Origin of the sequence: Streptomyces sp. NPDC048254 (assembly GCF_043201895.1) — a bacterium.
GTDB lineage: Bacteria > Actinomycetota > Actinomycetes > Streptomycetales > Streptomycetaceae > Streptomyces.
This window is the reverse complement of sequence record NZ_JBICZJ010000003.1, coordinates 329,373-348,164: the sequence shown is the minus strand read 5'-3', so window position 1 is coordinate 348,164 and position 18,792 is coordinate 329,373. Positions and strand designations below refer to the sequence as shown.

Here is an 18,792-nt window from a genome sequence, read left to right as displayed (position 1 = left end):
CCGCACACCATGGCATCCATCCGCACAACGCGCCCCAGGGCCATCAAGGGCACCCGCGGCCGCGGTATCGCCCTGCACGCCGTCCTGGTCATCGGTCTGCTGCTCTCGGCCTTCCCGTTCTACTGGGCCGTGATCATGTCGACGCACACCTCGTCGGAGATCTTCTCCTACCCGCCGAAGCTGCTGCCCGGCTCGCACTTCCTGGAGAACGCCCGCAGCCTCTTCGACAACATCGACTTCTTCGGGTCGATGTGGAACTCGCTGCTGGTCGCGGGTTCGGTGACCTTCCTGGTCCTGTTCTTCGACTCGCTGGCCGCCTTCGTCTTCGCCAAGTTCGCCTTCCCGGGCAAGAACGTGCTGTTCGCCCTGTTGATGGTCATCTTCATGGTGCCGGCCCAGCTGTCCGCCATACCGCAGTTCGTGATCATGGCGAAGCTGGGCTGGATCGGCTCGATGACCTCGCTGGTCGTGCCGGCGGCGGCCAACGCGTTCGGCATCTTCTGGATGCGCCAGTACATGAAGGGCGCCATCCACGACGAACTCCTCGACGCCTCCCGCATCGACGGGGCCAACTTCCTCCGCCAGTACTGGCACGTGGCCCTCCCGGTGGTCCGGCCGGGCCTCGCCTTCCTCGGCATCTTCACCTTCATGGGCCAGTGGAACGACTACGCCTGGCCCCTGATCGCCCTCACCAACCCGGACAACGTCACCCTCCAGGTCGCGCTGTCCCAGCTCAACGGCACCCACGGCACCACCGACTACGGAATGGTCATGACCGGTGCGCTCCTCGCCCTCGTCCCGCTGCTGATCGTGTTCGCGATCGGCGCCCGTCAGATCATCGGCGACCTGGCCAAGGGAGCCATCAAGTGACGGACCCGCTGGTGGCCGTCCGCCCCTGGGAGGCACCCGAGGTGACCTCCTGGGGGCGGTTGCCGATGAACGCCGTCGACCGCCGTCACGGGGCGCTGTCCCTGGACGGCGAGTGGCGCTTCCAGCTGCTGCCCACTCCGGACGCGGCGGTCGTGGGGACCTGGTCGACCGCGCACGTCCCGGGTGCCTGGACCCTGCAGGACACGGACGACCGTCCGCAGTACACGAACGTCCGGATGCCGTTCGCGGAGTTCCCCCCGCAGGCACCCGCCGCGAACCCGACCGGGGTCTACGAGCGCGAGCTGGACATCCCCGCCGACTGGGCCGGCCGCCGGGTCGTCCTCCAGGTCGGCGCCGCCGAGAGCGTGCTGCTCGTGCACGTGGACGGGCGGCCCGTCGGTATCTCCAAGGACTCCCACCTCGCCGCCGAGTTCGACCTCACCGCGGTCGTACGCCCCGGCGGGCGGTCGGTCCTGCGGCTGACCGTGGTCAAGTGGTCGGACGCCTCGCACATCGAGGACCAGGACCACTGGTGGCACGGCGGGATCACCCGCTCGGTGCTGCTGTACGCGACCGACCCGCTGTATCTCGCGGACGTGACCGTGCGGGCGCGGCGGGACGGCGAGCTGCGGGTGGACTGCGTCGTACGGGACCACGGCGGTGCGCTGCCGGACGGCTGGTACGTCACCGGCGACCTGGACGGTGAACTCCTCGCTCAGGACACCGAGTTCGACCGGCTCAACGCCGAGGACGACCGGGTCTCCGACTTCCTGGGCGAGGCCCGCGTCCACGCCACCGTGGCCGAGGTGCGCACCTGGAACGCGGAGCAGCCCGAGCTGTACGGGCTGACCGTCCGGCTGCACCGCGCGGACGGCACGGTCGCCGACACGTCGTACCACCGCGTCGGCTTCCGGGACGTCGAGATCGCCGGCCGGGACCTGCTGGTCAACGGCGAGCGGGTGTTCATCAGAGGCGTCAACCGGCACGACTTCCACCCGCTCACCGGGCGGACGGTGTCGTACGACGACATGCGCGCGGACCTGGTGGTGCTGAAGCGGTTCGGCTTCAACGCGATCCGCACCTCGCACTACCCGAACGACCCCGCCCTCTACGACCTCGCCGACGAGCTGGGCTTCTACGTCGTCGACGAGGCCGACATCGAGTCCCACGACCACGCGCACGAGATCGCGGACGACCCGCGCTATCTGAACGCCTTCGTGGACCGGGTCGCGCGCATGGTGCTGCGGGACAAGAACCATCCGTCGGTCATCATCTGGTCGCTGGGCAACGAGTCCGACTACGGGGCGAACCACGACGCGGCGGCCGGCTGGGTACGGCGGCACGACCCGACCCGGCCGATCCAGTACGAGGGGGCGGCCAAGCGCGGCTGGGCGGACCCGGACGTCGCCTCCGACATCGCCTGCCCGATGTACGCGCCGCTGGAGGACTGCGTGGCGCACGCGCTGTCCGGAGAGCAGACGAAACCGCTGATCCAGTGCGAGTACTCGCACGCGATGGGCAACAGCAACGGCACGCTGGCCGACCACTGGGCCGCCATCGAGTCAACTCCGGGTCTTCAGGGCGGGTTCATCTGGGAGTTCTGGGACCACGGAATTCTCCAGCGGGTGAGCGACGGTAGACCGGTCGGGCGCACGGGCGCCGGACTGTACGACAACGGTGTCACCGCGCCCGGCCACCGCTGGGCGTACGGCGGCGACTTCGGCGAAACCCTGCACGACGGGGCGTTCGTCGCGGACGGCATGGTCTTCCCGGACCGCACCCCCAAGCCCGCGATGTACGAGCACCGGGAGATCGCGGCGCCGGTCCGCATCCGGTGCTTCCGGCACGAGGGCATCATGCTCGCCAACCACCAGCACTTCCGGGGCTTCGACTGGCTGACCGGCAGCTGGGAGCTGGCGCTGGCCGACGGCCGTACCCTGACCGGGCCGGCCGAGCTGCCCGAGCTGTGCCCCGGCGAGACCGCGGCCGTGCCGCTGCCCTTCGAGGTGCCGGCGGACGGCGGCGAGGCATGGCTGACGCTGCGGGTGACCACGGCCCAGGACCAGGCCTGGGCCCCGGCCGGTACGGAGATCTGCGCACCGCAGATCCGGATCCGGGCGGCGGACACGCCCAGGCCGCCGATGCCGGCGGGACCCGCCGTCGAGGTGGACGGCGAGGGTCTGCTGCTGCACCCGCTGCTGACGGCCGCGCCGGCGCTCTCGCTGTGGCGGGCGCCCACCGACAACGACGAGCTGGGCGGGATCGCGCCGCGCTGGCGGGCCTGGGGTCTGGACAGCCTGGTGCGCAAGGTGGTCTCGGTGCACCACCAGTACGACCGGGTGACCGTGCTCGCCGAGTACGCCGGTACGACGGGAGTCGTGCGGCACCGGCAGGAGTTCACCGCGGTCGAGGGCGGCGTACGGGTCGACGAGTCGGCCGAGCTGCCCGAGGAGTTCGACGACGTGGCCCGGGTCGGCTCGGTCTTCGAGACGGTCGCCGGGCTCGATCTGCTGGAGTGGTTCGGTCAGGGTCCCTGGGAGTCGTACCCGGACCGTGCCGCCGGTGCCCCGGTCGGCCACCACTCGGTCCCCGTGGACGAGCTGTTCACCCCGTATCTGCGGCCGCAGGAGAGCGGCGGCCGCCATGGCGTACGACGGTTCACGCTGTCGGCGCCGGACGCCACCGGACTCGCGGTCGAGCTGGACGAGCCCCGCCAGGTATCCGTCACCCGCTACCGCGCCGAGGACCTCACCGCCGTCACCCACCACGACGAACTCGTGCCCCGGGCCGGCTGTGTGGTCCACATCGACGCCGCACACCGGGGCCTCGGTACGGCCTCGTGCGGTCCCGACACCTTCCCCTCCTACCTCGTCGCACCGGCCGTCCACCGCTGGAGCTGGACCCTGCGCGTCCTCTGAGATCCCCCCACGCCCTTCGCCGTCACTTCTCCTCATCCACGGAGCACACGTGTGTACGTCGCATGACCACGTCCAGGGCGAGCCCGCGCAGGCCGGAGCCGGCAGACGCAACTTCCTCAGGGCCACCGCGCTCCTCGGCGCCGCCGCCACCGCCGGGGTCGCGCTGCCGGCCGTCGCCGAGGCGTCCTCCGGCTCCGCCCGGCGCCCCGACCCGGAGAGCCGTCGCTTCACCCTCGCGGTGATGCCCGACACCCAGTACCTCTTCGACGGGCCGAGCATCAACCCGGCGCCGATCGAGGCGTCGCTGCGGTATCTGCTGGAGCAGGGCGGTGAGTCCGACGAGAACATCGTCTTCCTGAGCCATCTGGGCGACCTCACCCAGAACGGCGCCGAGGAGGAGTTCGCGGCGATCAGCAAGGCGTTCGGGATCCTGGACCGGCGCGGGGTCGGCTACAGCGTGCTGGCCGGCAACCACGACATCAGGTCGTCCACGGACGACCAGCGCGGCTCGACGCCGTACCTGGACGCCTTCGGGCCGCAGCGCTTCAAGGGCAAGCCCACCTTCGGCGGGGCCTCTTCGGACGGCTACAACAGCTACCACCTGTTCCGGGCGGCCGGGCGCGAGTGGCTGGTGCTGGCGCTGGACTGGCGACTGTCGGCGCAGGGCCACGCCTGGGCCAAGGACATCATCGCCCGGCACCCGAAGGCGCCGGTCATCCTCACCACGCACGAACTGGTCGTCGACGACGACACGTTGTCGGACTACGGGCAGCAGCTGTGGGACCAGCTGGTCGACGAGCACGACCAGATCTTCCTCACCCTGAACGGCCACTTCTGGCCGGCCCGCCGCGCCACCCGCAAGAACGCGGCCGGCAACGAGGTCCATCTGCACCTGACGAACTACCAGAACCGCTACTTCGGCGGCGCGGCGATGATCCGCCTCTACCACTTCGACCTGGACCGGAACGTCATCGACGTGGAGACGGTGTCGCCGTGGATCCTCGGCCGGGCCAAGAAGGGCCTCAACGAGCTGGAGCGGCAGGAGATGGAGCTGAGCGGCGACGGCGACCGCTTCTCCGTCGACATCGACTTCGAGGACCGCTTCGCCGGCTTCGCCCCGGTGCCGGCCCGTCCGGCGCGGCCCGCCGCGCAGCTGCTGGTCCGGGGCACGGCCGCCTACTGGCGGTTCGACTCGGCGGTCTCCGGCACGGTCCCCGACCTGTCCGGCAACGGCAACGACCTCACCGTGGTCTCGGTGGGCGGCGGCACCCTCGGCTGGTCGGCGGACCACCACCCGGACCAGCCGGGCCACGGCAGCCTGGAGTTCACCGGCTTCAAGTCACCGCTGAAGGGCGCGTACCTGCGGACGATCGACGGCGCCCCGCTCAACTCGGCGACATTCAAGGACGGTTACACCATCGAGGCGTTCTACCGGCTGCCCGCCGACTGGGATTCCTCGCACAACGCCTGGTCGGGCCTGGTCAGCCGGACCGGCCGCAACGGCTCGGTCGGCACGGTCACCGACGACCCGGACGAGCCGCTCGCCACCCTGTCCATCTCCGACGGGCCGGGTCCGCAGTGGGCGATGCACCCGCTCAACCAGCAGCAGCTGGTCACCAACTGGGGTGACGAGACCGCCCGCGAGACCTGGTGGCACCTGGCCGTGGTCAACGACGGACGGCACACCACGATGTACGTCCAGGGCTGCCCGGTGGCCCGCAACCCGCACGCCGCCGCGACCGGCATCGCCTCGTCCGGGAAGCCGTGGCTGCTCGGCGGCTACGAGTACGCGGACAGGATCGACCAGATCCTGCACGGCCGCCTCGGCGACGTCCGGATCGTCTCCCGGGCGCTGCCCGTCTCCTCCTTCATGACCCACTGACTCCCGTGACGAGGATCACCATCATGACCGAGCAGCAGCTGCCCAGCTGGGCCGATCCTGCCGTCTCCCCCGCCGACCTGGACGCCCAGGGCATGTCGAGACGCGGACTCCTGCGCCGCGCCGGCCTGTTCGGCGCCGCGTTCGCCCTCGGGTCGGCGGCCACCCCCGCGTCGGCCGCCACCGGACGGGGCCTCGGCGGCGACGACCCCCGCCTCGCCTACCTGGTCGGCGACCACCACGTCCACTCCGTGTACAGCCACGACGCGAAGTACACGTTCTCCCAGCAGGCCCGGGCAGCCGCCCGGTTCGGCCTGGACTGGATGGTGTTCAACGAGCACTCCAACTTCGGGCACGCCTCCTACGGCGCGAAGCTGGAGCACGCGGAGATCCTCGCGGCCCGCCGGGAGAACCCGCGCCAGCTGATCTTCCAGGGCCTGGAGTGGTACATCCCGGCCGCCGAGCACGCCACCGTGTTCGCCGCGCCGGGCCGCCACGAGACCGACCTGCTCACCCAGTTCGAGCTGGCCTACGACGGCAAGCTGCTCGGCTACGACAAGGGCGGCGCGGCCGACGCGGACACCGCACGCAACCAGGCGCACGCCGTCAAGGCCATCAGGTGGCTGGCCGAGCAGCGCCGTACGGGCTATGTCGACGACGTCCTCGTCCTCGCCAACCACCCGCTGCGGCTCGGCATCGACTCGCCGTACGAGATCCGCGACTGGCGGGACGCGGCCCCCGAGATCGTGATCGGCATGGAGGGCGCGCCCGGCGCCCAGGGTGCCGCGATCCCCGGCTGGCGCGGCGCCACCTCGATCCGCGGCGAGTACGAGAACAAGCCCTCCGCGCAGTCCTGGGCGGGCTACCCGGCGGACGCGTACCTGACGTACGGCGGTTTCGACTGGGCTACGGCGACGGTGGGCGGCCTGTGGGACGCGATGCTGTCGGAGGGTCGCCTGTTCACCATCACCACCAACTCCGACAATCACCGCACGGTCTTCGACACCTGGAAGAACGGCGACTGGCTGCCGGGGCAGAACTTCGACAACACCGGCAAGCTGCCCGACCCGGTGAACACGGACACCCCGCAGCCCGGCAGCGACTTCTGGCCCGGCGAGTTCAGCCGCACCCACGTCGGCGTCACCCGCTACGGGTACCGCGCGGTGATGGCGGGCCTGCGCGCGGGCCGGGTCTGGCTGGACCACGGGCATCTGCTGGACGGCCTGGACGTCCGTCTGAAGCGGGACTGCGACCACGGCGACGGCGTCACCCTCGGCGGCCGGCTGCGGGTCCGCAAGGGCGAGCGGATCACCCTGAACATGACGATGACGACCGCGTCCCGGGTCAACGCCCAGGGCATCCTTCCCCAGTTGGCGCACGTCGACGTCATCCGGGGCGCGGTGCGCGGCCGGGTCGGCGACCGTGCCACCTGGCAGGCGCCCGACACCAGGGTCGTCCAGACCAAGGACGTGTCCGGCCGCAAGGGCACCTACACCCTGCGCATCCCGCTCACCGCGGGGGACGAGTCCTTCTACGTCCGGCTGCGGGGCAGCGACGGCAAGCGGAACGGCGCGGGCTACCTGGGCGCGTCGATCGACCCGCACGGCCCGATCACCCACGAGCCGGGGAACGGCGACCCGTGGGCGGACACGTGGTTCTATTCCAACCCCATCTTCGTGGATGTGGTGGGTTCCTGACGATTCGTCGTCCATTTGCTCACCTTGCGTAACCGCCGGGGCGTGGCAGGCATGCGTGAATCGTGTCCGACTCGCTACACAGAGTTGGAGCACGATTGCCTGCGGCGTCCCGGCACTGCCCTTTCGGCGCCGGCCGGGCAGCACAGGAAACATTACGAATTCCCGGCGGGACACCATTCCACGGAGGCGGGACGGACCCCGTATCAAGGTCGACAAATTCCCAGGACCTGCATCCACAACAAAGCAGGCCGATGCCCCGGGAAATGCCGCCGAGGTATTTCCAGGCGATCGAAGGCGGGCTAATGCACGCTGGAAAACCGCCCTCTCCGGCGCGTAGATTTATGCAACGGACGACCACATACTGCATACATCGAACGCGCGGACGGAGCCACTCCGCGACAAGCGGACCACTCATCGAGCGGTCTGGAGCGATCCTCAAGCGATCGTCATTCACCACTGACGCACTTACCCACACGACGAACGACACAAGAGGCGGAGCACAAGCGCCCCAAAGCGACAATACGGGCATTTCGTCGGGCAGGACGGCCCCCGCGGCGCCGTCGGCGCCGCCAGGCAAGTCGACGAGGCAAACCCCTCCCCGTGGGGGCTCCGACCCGGGGAGTTGCCACCCCGCGAGACCGTTTCCTAGCAGGTGGTGTTTACTGGGTGACGGTCTGAACCTCGACGGGTCCAGGCCCTTTCCGGGAGGCTCCGGGGGTGGTTCCCCGGGGCCTCCTCATTTTTCCACGCGTTTACACCTGGGCCGGTCGCCGCTCAGCTGCGGGAAATATTCGTACCCGGTGGCGCATAGGCTTTCAATGGTTCACCCCTCGGAAAAACCCGTTTCGATCACCCTCCCGAGGGTGGTGTGATGGAGACCACAGCCCTCTCGGACCGCGTACGGGAACTCCCTCTCGCGAGGGCGACGATTTCCCGGGGCCCCGCGACAGGAAGCTTTGCTCTCTGTCATCCGTGACTGGCGATTTCCTCGGGCAGGGGGGTAGCTTGTCAAAAGTCTTCGCCTCGCAGCCCGGACTTACCACCCGGGCCGACAACGCGAGGGAGAGGACCTGGACCCGTCGTCCGGGTGTGCCGCAGCCAGCGTCACGCCCGGGATCCCAACCGCACCGGCAAAGAAGGACCTCAGACCGATGGACACCGCCATCGCCGATGGCTTCGGCACCTCTCCCGTCCCGCTCCCACGCCGGGACATCGCGTCGCACCTGACGCTGCGTGACGACCACGACCCGGTACGGCGGCCCGGCCGCCCGCCCGTGACCGCGGCCCGCGTGACCGGGGCCTGACCGATGGTCCCCAGGGTCGACGCCTTCCGCACCGGCGACGTCCTCAACGGACGCCAGCCCATGCCCCTCGGCAGCTTCCTCGCCCATCTCCCCGGCGGCGACTGGCCGTTGCTGGTCAGCGAGTGGGGCGCGGTCAGCCGTGTCTACGAGCGCGACGAGGAACTGCCCATCGGGCCGACGGACGAACAGGTGCACATCGTCCTCGGCGGCTGCGTCCGCCAGGAGCGCCGCCCCTTCGGCGCCGCCGAGGGCGCGCCCAAGATCACCCGCTTCCGTGGCATCGGTCAACTGCTCGGCGAGGCCAAGCTCATCGAGCCGGGCTCCGAGGTCAGGACGACCTGCCTCACCACGACGTGGGTCATGCCCTGCCCCGTGCAGCGCATGAACATCCTGCTGCGCAGGCGCCCGCAGATCCAACTGGCCCTGCTGCGCAGCCTGGAGGACCGCAGCCGCACCGACGAGAAGATCTACGGCACCATGACCCGGACGCCGCTGGCGCGGGTCGGCGCGCTGCTCGTCCATCTCGCCGAGATCGCCGGCACGACCGACTCCGCCGCCCCCGGCCACATCACGATCCTGGGCCCGAGCCAGAAGGACATCGCGGACGCCCTGCTGCTCGGTGTCTCGACCGTGGAGAACACGCTCCGCCGGCTGCGCACCCCCGACAGGGACAGCGGTCTGCCCACGGACGGCATCCTGCGCAACGGGTACCGGCAGTTCGTGGTGACGGATCTTCCGCTGCTCCGCACCATCGCCACGCGCTCGTAGCTCCCCGCCCGACCCGCTCACCCGTCCCCACGCCACGACCGTTCCCGGCCCCTCCCCGAGGGGTGTTCGTGCGTTTTCATGAACGGATCACTCCCATGATGTTCAGCTCCACCGCGTTGGCCGCCGCCGGCACGGGCACCGTCCTGGTGAGCGCCGCCTCGGGCGCGGCCGCGGCCGCTCTCGGCATCCTCGCGCTGCTCCACCACCGCAAGGCGCTGGCCTGGGTGAAGCGGATGCGCAGGGCCGACGACGACGCCCAGGACTTCGAGGACGCCTCGACCTACCTCAGGCGGCTCGTCGAGATGCTGTGCGGGTGGGCCCACAAGCCGTGCCGCGCGGCGGACTTCGAGCCGTTGCACGGCCTGCGCCACCTCCTCGAGGACGCGGCGCAGGCAACCGAGGCGATCCGGCCCGAACTCCAGACCGTCGTGGAACGCCTGGACCGCTATCTGCCCACGGTGCTCCAGCCGGTGCCGGCCGCCGGAGAGATCGACAGCACCGCGCTGAACGCGCAGCTGGCGGCCGCGATGGCGCAGGAACACGCCCGTATCGAGCTCAAGAACGCGGCCAGTGCCGCGCAGCAGCGGATCCGGGCGCTGCGCAGGCCCACCTGATCAGGCGTAGAACCTCGACAGACTCTGCAGCACGGCGGCCGGCTTGGTGGCGCCCTCGATCTCGATCGTCCCGTCCACGGCGATCTGCACGCCGCCCGGCACCTCCTCGACCTCCGCCAGCCGGGCGGTCAGGCGGATCCGGGAGCCGGCCTTCACCGGGGACGGGAAACGCACCTTGTTCAGGCCGTAGTTGACCTTCGTGGTGACGCCCTGGACGTCCAGCAGCTCGGTGAACAGGGGGATGAAGAGGGAGAGGGTGAGATAGCCGTGGGCGATCGGGGCGCCGAAGGGGCCCTCGGCCGCGCGCTCGGGGTCGACGTGGATCCACTGGTGGTCGCCGGTCGCGTCGGCGAAGGTGCCGATGCGGTCCTGGGTGACCTCGATCCACTCGCTGGTGCCCAGGTCGCTGCCCGCGAGCTTCTTCAGTTCGTCGAGGCCGTTGACGGTGACGCTCATGTCGCTTTCCTTAGCTATGAGTCGGGGGAGCCGTAGCGTTTGCGCACACGGGACTTGAGGAGCTTTCCGGCGGCGGTGCGCGGGAGTTCGTCCGCGAGCACCACCGACTTGGGGAGCTTGTACCTGGCGAGCCGGCCGGACAGGGAGGCCAGCACCTCGCCGGGGTCGAGGACGGCGCCCTCGCGGGGGACGACCACCGCACGCGGCACCTCGCCCCACTTGTCGTCCGGCACGCCGATCACCGCGCACTCCACGATGTCGGGGTGGGCGAGGAGCAGGTCCTCGATCTCCGCGGGGTAGATGTTCTCGCCACCGGAGATGATCATGTCCTTGAGCCGGTCGACGATGAAGACGTAACCGTCCGCGTCGACCCGGGCCGCGTCCCCGCTGCGGAACCAGCCGTCCGCGAAGGACGCCGCGGTCTCCTCCGGCAACCCCCAGTAGCCGGACATGACATGGGGGCCGCGGAGCACGACCTCGCCGGGCTCGTCGACGTCGACCGGGGTCAGGTCGGGCCGTACCACCCGTACATCGCTGAAGAAGTGCGGCACCCCCGCCGAGCCCGCCTTGCTGATCGCGTGCTCGGCGTCGAGGAAGAGGGTGCCGGGCGCGGCCTCGGTCATGCCGTAGCCCTGGAGGAAGGTCAGCCCGCGTTCCTGGTACGCCGCGATCAGCGGGGTCGGGACCGGGGAGCCGCCGCAGGTGAGGATGCGGAGGGAGGAGAGGTCGGCGTCCGGCCAGCGCGGGTGGCGGGCCACCTGGTCGAACATCGTCGGCACCCCGAACATGAAGGTGATCCGGTGTTCCTCGATCAGGTCGAGGGTCGTCTCCGGGGTGAAGGCCTCCACCAGGACACAGGTGCCGCCCTTCAGGAGGACCGGCAGGGTGAGCATGTTGAGGCCCGCTGTGTGGAACAACGGGGCCGAGACCAGGGCGCGTTCGTCGGCGATCAGGTCGGTGTCGACCAGGACGTTGACCGCGTTCCAGGTCAGGTTGGCGTGGGTGAGCATCGCGCCCTTGGGGCGGCCGGTCGTCCCCGAGGTGTACATGATGACGCAGGTGTCGTCGGGGGTGACGGGCTCGTCGATCGGGTCGTCCGCCGCCGACGCCAGCAACTCCTCGTACTCGGCGCCGACTTCGACGTACGTCCGGACATCGGTGGTGCCGGGCAGGCCCGCGACGACACCGGCGTGCGAGGAGCCGTACAGCAGGGCCCTGGCACCGGAGTCGGCGAGCTGGTAGGCGATCTCGGGGCCGGCCAGGCGGGTGTTGAGCGGGACGAAGACCGCGCCGAGGGTGCCGGCCGCGAAGAGGGTCTCCAGGTAGGCGGGGTGGTTGGGGCCGAGGTAGGCGACGCGGTCGCCGCGGCGGACGCCCCGGGCGCGCAGGGCGTGGGCGAGGCGGGTGGTGCGCGTGTACAACGTGCGGTAGTCGGTGGCGTGTCCACCGTGTACCAGCGCCGTGCGGTGCGGGGTCTTGCGGGCCCGGCGTGCGGGCCACGACCCCAGTCCCTCGTTGCGCATCTCGGCCCCTTACGGCTTGGTCAGCCCGAGCAGACGGGCGGCGTTCTCCTTGAGGATCTTCGGCCGGACCTCGTCCTTGACCGGCAGCTTCGCGAAGTCGGCGAGCCACCGGTCGGGGGTGAGGACGGGGAAGTCGGAGCCGAAGAGGACCTTGTCCTTGAGCAGCGTGTTGGCGTACTGCACGAGCTGCGGCGGGAAGTACTTCGGCGACCAGCCGGACAGGTCGATGTGCACGCCCGGCTTGTGGGTGGCGACGGCAAGGGCCTCGTCCTGCCAGGGGAAGGACGGATGCGCCAGGATGATCTTCAGGTGCGGGAAGTCGGCCGCCACGTCGTCCACGTGCAGCGGGTTGGAGTACTTCAGCCGGATCCCGCCGCCGCCCGGGACGCCGGCCCCGATGCCGGTCTGGCCGGTGTGGAAGAGGGCGATGGTGCCGGTCTCCTCGATCACCTCGTAGAGGCCGTACGCCACCGCGCGGTCGTTCGGGAAGAAGCCCTGGATGCTGGGATGGAACTTGAAGCCCTTGACCCCGTACTCCTCGACCAGGCGGCGGGCCTGCCGGACACCTGCCTTCCCCCGGAAGGGATCGATGGAGGCGAAGGGGATCAGGACGTCCGCGTTGGCGGCGGCGGCCTCGGCGACCTCCTCGTTGGGGACGGGCGCGGTGCCGGTCGCGGACTCGGCGTCCACCGTGAAGATCACGGCGGCCATGTTCCGCTCCCGGTAGTAGGCGGCGGTCTCCTCGATGGTCGGCTTCCGCTTGCCCTCGACCTTGAAGTAGGCGGAGGAGGCGTCGTGCAGGTCCTCGTCCAGGGAGGAGTGCCCCTTGGCGGAGACCTCGGCGTGCGTGTGGACGTCGATCGCCGTGAGTGACTCGATGTCCATCACGCCTCCGGGAACGCGGGCGCCGGGATGCCGACCGTCTGGAGTTCGGCGCCGACCGAGGTGGGGAAGGCGTCGGCCAGGGTGTCCGGGGTCCAGCCGCCGTCGGCGTAGGCGGCCCGGATCTCCTGGGGGTGTGACCAGAGTGCCACCTTGTCGCCGCCGATGCCGATGGCCTGGCCGGTGATGGAGCGGGCGGCCGCGGAGGCGAGGAAGGGGACGAGGGCGGCGCAGTCCTCGGGGGTGCCGAAGCCCTCGCCCTTGCGCAGGAAGTCCGGGAGCCGTTCGCCGTTCTTCATGGCCTCGACGTACGGGGCGAAGGCGGGGATGGTCTCGGTCATCGCGGTGGCGGCCACCGGGACGATCGCGTTGACCGTGATGCCCGCCCGGCCCAGCTCCATCGACCAGGTGCGGGCCATCGCGGCGATGCCGGCCTTGGCGGCGGCGTAGTTGGTCTGGCCGAAGTTGCCGCGCTGGCCGGCCGGGGAGCCGACCAGGATCAGGGTGCCGCCCTCGCCCTGCTCGCGCATCCGGACGGCGGCGGCGCGGGCGCAGGTGAAGGTGCCTTTGAGGTGGGTGGTGAGCACCGCGTCGAAGTCGTCGTCGGTCATCTTCCACAGCACCTTGTCGCGCAGGATGCCCGCGTTGGTGACCAGGACGTCGAGGCGCCCGAACTCCGCCACGGCCCGGACGACCAGCCGGTCCGCGGCCTCGCTCGTCCCGACCGGGACCACCTCGGCGACGGCGGTGCCGCCGGCCTCGGTGATGGACTTCACGGCCTGCTCGGCGACGGCCTCGTCCACGTCGTTGACGACCACGGAGGCACCGTGGGCGGCGAGTGCGTGGGCGTAGGCGAGGCCGAGGCCCCGGCCGCTGCCGGTGACGACGGCGGCCTTGCCGGTGAGATCGATGCTGGGCACGGGCGGTGTCCCTTCGGGTACGACGGAGGCGGCTTGCAGATACGACGGGTGCGGCTTCGAGATCGAAGCTAAGAGCAATAATTGTTGTCGTCAATAGTTGTTGCCCATCCACGGGTGCGCCATGCTGGAATCCGCACCACAGACCGCCCCGTCGCCGGGGCCCGGACCAGGGAGACGGCCATCACCCGCCAGCACACCGAGAACCCGACCTCGATCGACGCGGACGAGCCGTGGATGCGCGGGCTGCACGCGGACACCGGCTACCTGCTGTACCGCCTGGGTCTGCGCTCGGGGCAGCTCTTCAACACGTTCTTGCAGGAGTCGGGGGTGCGGCTGCGCCACTACGCGGTGCTGCGTTTCCTCGCCACCTCGGAGGGCGCCCTCCAGCGGGAGCTGAGCACCCGGCTCGGCTACGACCCGAGCGCGATCGTCGGACTGGTCGACGACCTGGAGAAGCTGGGCTTCGCCGAGCGGCGCCCCTCCCCCGACGACCGCCGCAGCCGGATCGTGGTCCTCACCGAGGCCGGCGGCGCCTTCCTGCGGGACACCGACGAGGCGGGCCAGCGCGTCACGAACGATCTGCTGGGCCCGCTCGACCCCGCCGAGCGCCAGGCGCTCCACCGTCTGCTGCTGCGCGTCGCCGACCGGCCATGACCGCCGCCGCCCGCTCCGCGCCCGACCGGCTGCTGTCGGTGCTGGCGGCGTTCGACCACGGGCATCCGGCACTCAGCCTGAGCGGCATCAGCCGCCGGGCCGGGCTCTCCCTGAGCACCGCGCACCGCCTGGTCGGCGCACTCACCGCCTGGGGCGCGCTGGAGCGGGACGCGGACGGTTTCTACCATGTGGGGCTGCGGCTGTGGGAGCTGGCCGCGCTGGCACCCCGGGGGCTCGCGCTGCGCCAGATCGCGCTGCCGTACCTGGAGGACCTGTACGAAGCCACCCATGAGAACGTGCAGTTGGCGGTGCGGGACGGGTCCGAGGTCGTCTACATCGAGTGGCTGTCGGGGCGTTCGGCGGTGGGCGTGCACATCCGGGTGGGCGCCCGCTGGCCGCTGCACGCGACGGGGGTCGGCCTCGCCCTGCTCGCACACGAGACACCCGGGTTCCAACAGGAGTACTGCGATGGGCCGTTGGCCGCCTTCACGCCGTACACCATCACGGATCCGGGCCGGTTGCGCCGCTCGCTGGCCGAAGTGCGGCGCACGGGCGCCGCGGTGAGCAGCCGTCAGGTGACCGACGACGCGCTGTCGGTGGCGGCTCCGGTGCGCGGGTCGGCGGGGCGGGTGGTCGCGGCCGTCTCCGTGGTGGTGCCCCAGGCCGGCGCCCAGGTACCGGCGCTGCTCCCGGCGGTACGGCTGGCGGGCCGCGGGATCTCCCGCGCCCTGGGCTGGCAGCCGGAACGGCCGGAACAGGCCGGGTAGCGGCGCCCGTTCCCGGCACGTGATCGATTCAGGGCCCCGGCTGAGACGTGACGTGGGGCCGGCCGAGGGCCGTCGTCGCCGTGTAGGTCAGCTCGTCGTCCTCGTGCCGGGCCGTGCCCCGGCAGGTGAGGGACGTGGCGGTGGAGACCTGGGGGCGGGTGACCCGCCAGCGGACCGTGAGGCGCTCGCCGGGCTCCAGGCGGGCCGCGGTGGCCGCGTCCCGGGCGTGCACCACCCAGCCGCTCGGGACGTCGAGGATCAGCCGGGCGGCGGTCCAGGGCCGGGCCGAGCCGTTGGCGAGCGTGGCGGTGACCGTGAACTCCGGTCCCCCGCCGACGACTTCGAGGGTCACACCGAAGGGCTTGCGCGGGTACACCGGCGCCCACGACCGGCGCATCAGCTTCACCAGGGCGTCCGCCTGGGCGGGCCGGGCGGCGGCGAGGTCGTACTCCTCGCCGGGGTCCCGGGCGAGGTCGTACAGCTCCACGTCCCACTGGTCGTCCGGGGCCCGCAGGCTCTGGCCCGGCGCGAACCGGATCGCCTTGAGGTCGCCGTGCCGCAGCGCCTCGGCGAGCCGGTCGCCCCGGCCGGCGGCTGGGCATAGGAGTTCCCCCGGTGCGACGGCGGTGCGTGCTGCTGGACCGATGGTGACGGCGACCATCCGTCCAGGACCATGCACACGCTGTGAACGCTCTGTTGCGACTCGTAAGAGGGAATCCCGGGGTCGGAGGTTCGCCCTCCACGGCATCAGAATGATCGCAAACGGACCCGCGTCCTCCCGGCCGGGGACGCGGAACCACCCGGGCGGAACGCACCGGTCCCCGCCCCTGCCGGCTGTCCGGCGAGGACGGGGACCGGGTCCGTGCCGTCGGCTCAGGCGGGCAGGGCCGCGCGCAACCGCCGGTCGCGGGGCGCCGGTTTGCGGTCGAGGCGGGCGTCCAGGAGGCGCCGGGCCGCGTCGCAGCGGCCGGCCGCCACCAGGGCGTACAGCAACGTCTCCGCCACGACCTCCCGTTGGGCCGCGCTGCCGCCGACCCTGCGCAGCATCGGCAGCAGGGCGTCGAGCCCTCGGGCCGCCTCGTGGAAGCGCTCCTCGACGAGGTCGGCGAAGGCCTCGCACAGCGGCGCGATCACCTCCCGCTGCACCGGGTCGGCCGCTGCCGCGTGGTCGCGCAGCCTGCGCAGCGCGGGCAGGTCGCCGGCGGCGGTGAGGGCGACGGCCGCGTGCAGCGCGGTGAACGCGGTCGTGGGCCGTTCCAGCACCTCCCGGGCCACCGAGTCCAGGACGTCCGCCGCCGGCAGGTCCCCGTCCCAGCTGTCGCTGAGCCGGGCCCGCCACAGCAGCGAACCGGAGTCCACCAGCGCCCGCACCCCGCGCACCCGGCCCGGCGCGAGCTGGGCGAACCAGCGGCGGCGGACCGCGGCCGGGTCGTCGAGGGCGAGTTCGTGCAGGGCGATGTGCCAGGAGAAGTGCGCCCGGTGCACCGCGCCCCGCCCGCGCCCGGACACCCAGCCGTCGAGCCAGTCCCGGCCCGCCTCGTGCGCCCCGGACTCGTAGTGGACGTGCGCCAGGGCGTGCACCGCGTGCCCGGAGGCGGGCTCGGCGGCCAGCGCGCGGTGGGCCAGTTCCCCCGCCTCGTGCAGCCGGCCCTGCTCCTGGCGCAGGAAGGCCAGCAGCGAGGTGTGGAACCAGTGCCCGTCGTAGGCGGGCGAGGTCAGGTCGAGCAGCCGCAGGGCGTCGTCGTCCTGGAGATCGCTCACTCCGGAGAACGCGATGGTGGGCACGGCCGCCGCGAGCGCCAGCGCGTCCCCCGGGTGCTCCCGCAGATGCCGTACGAGCGCCTCGTCCCCGTCGTCACCGGTGACCCGGCGGGTGACCACGTCCACGAAGGACCGCTCGCGTTCGTCGGCACGCTCGCGGGCCGAGCGCTGGGCGTCGGCGAGGGCGCGGGGCACGTCGACGGCGGCGGCGCACTCGTGGCCCAGCAGGGCCAGGGCCGCGTGGCCGAGCGCGAAGCCGGGGTCGAGGGCGACCGCGCGGGCGAGCGCGTCCTCGGCGCCGGAGCGCACCTTGAGGACCCGGTCGAGACCGGTGCGGTAGGCGGCGGCCGCCTCGGCGTGGGTGGAGAGGGGCAGCCCGTGGCCGTCGACGGGACGCCGGGACGCCCGCCCGCGCCCGGGCAGCGGCAGCAGCCGCTGGGCCAGCTCGGCGGCCTGGACGCGGATCTCGGGGATCGCCGTGGTCTCCCACAGCTCGCCCCGGCGCGGGGCACCGAGCGTGAACAGGGGCTCCGCGGCGCGGCCTCGGGCGTCGAGGAGCCGGCCTTCGCGGGTGGCGGCGCCCATGCCCAGCGGTCCGGGGACGGCGAGGCCGGCGGTGAACAGGGCCTGCCACAGAGGCGTGTCGAGACGGCGGCCGGGTCCGGTGCAGTCGACCACCCAGCCGACGGGCACCACATGGCCGTTGGAGAGCTCGATCGCCAGGGAGCCGGCGTCGCCTTCCGTGACGCGGGCGACCGTGCCGGTGTGGACGTGCAGGCGGCGCGCGGTGCGGGCGCGGGAGACGTGCTCGGCGGTGGCCGGGGCCATCCGGTGACGGTGGGTGTTCCACAGGGCGCCCTCGCGGGCCAGGAACTCCTCACGCTCCTCCGGGGTGAGGCTGCGCCACAGCCGTGCGGTGTGCGGGCGGAGGCTGTCCAGGCCCGGGCGCCAGTCGCCGTGGGTACGCACCGAGCGGCTCACATGCCGGTAGACGGCGCGGCGCAGCCGGCCCAGCGAGGTGTCGTCGAGGCCCTCCGGGGCGGGCATGGCGCCGGCCGGGCCGAGGGCGTGCCGCTGGGGCAGCAGTCCGCTGCGGGACAGGGCGTGCACGGTGCGGCCGGGGCGGTCGAGGGTGAGGGCGAGATCGACGGCGGTCAGGCCGGTGCCGACCAGCAGGACGTCCTCGGGGCTGTCCCGTACGGGATCCAGGGCACCCGGTGCCCACGGGGTGCCGACGAACCGGTCCGAGGCGCGCAGGGCGGGCGGGGCCCAGCCGGCGGTGGTGCCGGCGGGACCGGTGGCCAGGACCGCGCTGTCCGCCACCAGGGGTCCCCCGTCGGCGAGGTGGAGTTCCACCCGGCCGTCGGGGGTGCCGGTACAGGACTCCGCCAGGGTGCGCAGCCGGCGGACCGCGACCGTGCCGTGGGCGCGGACGAGGGCCTGGCCGAGGGTGTCGGCGAGGTAGGCGCCGTAGCGGTAGCGGGTGGCGAAGTCGGCGCCGGTGACGGTGGGTTCGCCGTGCCGGCACAGCCAGCGGAGGAAGTGCCCGGGGTCGTCCGGGTAGGCGCTCATGTTGCCGGCGGGCACGTTGAGGCGGTGCCGGGGGTCGCGGGTGGCGTAGGCGGTGCCCCGGCCCGCCTCCGGGGCCGGGTCGATCAGGACGAGGTCGAGAGGGGTCCGGCGGCGGTGCGCCGTCTCGCAGAGCTGGACGGCGGTGAGGGTGCCCGCCGCTCCGGCTCCCACGATGGCCACGCTCTGCCGCTTGCGGACGTCGGTCAC

General features: G+C 71.9%; 15 protein-coding genes. 9 read left to right on the top strand and 6 right to left on the bottom strand.

What is annotated here, in order from left to right; all coding sequences use genetic code 11:
- Nucleotides 1–9 precede the first annotated feature (9 nt).
- The 7 genes from ACGFZQ_RS11260 to ACGFZQ_RS11230 all read left to right on the top strand — a co-directional run bounded on the left by ACGFZQ_RS11260 (nucleotide 10) and on the right by ACGFZQ_RS11230 (nucleotide 10,050).
- A complete protein-coding gene (locus ACGFZQ_RS11260; protein ID WP_393840111.1) occupies nucleotides 10–870 on the top strand; it encodes a carbohydrate ABC transporter permease in 861 nt (286 codons plus the stop codon).
- Complete coding sequence (locus tag ACGFZQ_RS11255; protein ID WP_393840110.1) at nucleotides 867–3,788, top strand: glycoside hydrolase family 2 TIM barrel-domain containing protein; 2,922 nt, start codon at nucleotides 867–869, stop codon at nucleotides 3,786–3,788. The genes ACGFZQ_RS11260 and ACGFZQ_RS11255 overlap by 4 nt, the downstream gene beginning before the upstream one ends.
- Nucleotides 3,789–3,837: 49 nt before the next feature.
- Nucleotides 3,838–5,670, top strand: a complete 1,833-nt coding sequence (locus ACGFZQ_RS11250; protein ID WP_393840109.1) for a LamG-like jellyroll fold domain-containing protein — start codon at nucleotides 3,838–3,840, stop codon at nucleotides 5,668–5,670.
- A gap of 23 nt (nucleotides 5,671–5,693) precedes the next feature.
- A complete protein-coding gene (locus ACGFZQ_RS11245) occupies nucleotides 5,694–7,364 on the top strand; it encodes a histidinol-phosphatase (RefSeq protein WP_393840108.1) in 1,671 nt (556 codons plus the stop codon).
- Between the two features lie 1,151 nt (nucleotides 7,365–8,515).
- The gene (locus ACGFZQ_RS11240; protein WP_393840107.1) at nucleotides 8,516–8,668 is read left to right on the top strand and encodes a hypothetical protein; all 153 of its coding nucleotides are present in this window, start codon (nucleotides 8,516–8,518) and stop codon (nucleotides 8,666–8,668) included.
- A 3-nt stretch (nucleotides 8,669–8,671) separates the two neighbouring features.
- Nucleotides 8,672–9,436: a Crp/Fnr family transcriptional regulator gene (locus tag ACGFZQ_RS11235; RefSeq protein WP_393840106.1), complete on the top strand. Its 765-nt coding sequence runs from the start codon at nucleotides 8,672–8,674 to the stop codon at nucleotides 9,434–9,436.
- 95 nt (nucleotides 9,437–9,531) lie between these two features.
- A complete protein-coding gene (locus ACGFZQ_RS11230; RefSeq protein WP_393840105.1) occupies nucleotides 9,532–10,050 on the top strand; it encodes a hypothetical protein in 519 nt (172 codons plus the stop codon).
- Here ACGFZQ_RS11230 and ACGFZQ_RS11225 read toward each other — a convergent pair whose 3' ends face one another.
- Genes ACGFZQ_RS11225 through ACGFZQ_RS11210 form a run of 4 tightly spaced genes read right to left on the bottom strand, consistent with a single transcriptional unit; the run spans nucleotide 10,051 to nucleotide 13,831 of the window.
- Complete coding sequence (locus ACGFZQ_RS11225) at nucleotides 10,051–10,506, bottom strand: MaoC family dehydratase (protein ID WP_393840104.1); 456 nt, start codon at nucleotides 10,504–10,506, stop codon at nucleotides 10,051–10,053.
- A gap of 14 nt (nucleotides 10,507–10,520) precedes the next feature.
- Nucleotides 10,521–12,029, bottom strand: coding sequence for a long-chain fatty acid--CoA ligase (locus tag ACGFZQ_RS11220; protein ID WP_393840103.1), 1,509 nt, complete (start codon nucleotides 12,027–12,029; stop codon nucleotides 10,521–10,523).
- Nucleotides 12,030–12,038: 9 nt separating this feature from the next.
- A complete protein-coding gene (locus tag ACGFZQ_RS11215; protein ID WP_393840102.1) occupies nucleotides 12,039–12,914 on the bottom strand; it encodes an amidohydrolase family protein in 876 nt (291 codons plus the stop codon).
- Complete coding sequence (locus ACGFZQ_RS11210; protein WP_393840101.1) at nucleotides 12,914–13,831, bottom strand: SDR family NAD(P)-dependent oxidoreductase; 918 nt, start codon at nucleotides 13,829–13,831, stop codon at nucleotides 12,914–12,916. Before ACGFZQ_RS11210 ends, ACGFZQ_RS11215 begins: the two co-directional genes overlap by 1 nt.
- Nucleotides 13,832–14,065: 234 nt before the next feature.
- On the opposite strand from ACGFZQ_RS11210, the gene ACGFZQ_RS11205 reads away from it, so the two are divergent.
- Together ACGFZQ_RS11205 and ACGFZQ_RS11200 are read left to right on the top strand one after the other, a co-directional pair.
- A complete protein-coding gene (locus ACGFZQ_RS11205) occupies nucleotides 14,066–14,485 on the top strand; it encodes a MarR family transcriptional regulator (RefSeq protein ID WP_351730967.1) in 420 nt (139 codons plus the stop codon).
- A complete protein-coding gene (locus ACGFZQ_RS11200) occupies nucleotides 14,482–15,252 on the top strand; it encodes an IclR family transcriptional regulator (protein WP_393840100.1) in 771 nt (256 codons plus the stop codon). The genes ACGFZQ_RS11205 and ACGFZQ_RS11200 overlap by 4 nt, the downstream gene beginning before the upstream one ends.
- Nucleotides 15,253–15,280: 28 nt before the next feature.
- On the opposite strand, the gene ACGFZQ_RS11195 is transcribed toward ACGFZQ_RS11200, so the two are convergent.
- Together ACGFZQ_RS11195 and ACGFZQ_RS11190 are read right to left on the bottom strand one after the other, a co-directional pair.
- A complete protein-coding gene (locus ACGFZQ_RS11195; RefSeq protein ID WP_393840099.1) occupies nucleotides 15,281–15,913 on the bottom strand; it encodes an NEW3 domain-containing protein in 633 nt (210 codons plus the stop codon).
- A gap of 212 nt (nucleotides 15,914–16,125) precedes the next feature.
- Nucleotides 16,126–18,792 carry an FAD/NAD(P)-binding protein gene (locus ACGFZQ_RS11190; protein WP_393840098.1) on the bottom strand — a complete coding sequence of 889 codons (2,667 nt, stop codon included), beginning with the start codon at nucleotides 18,790–18,792 and terminating at the stop codon, nucleotides 16,126–16,128.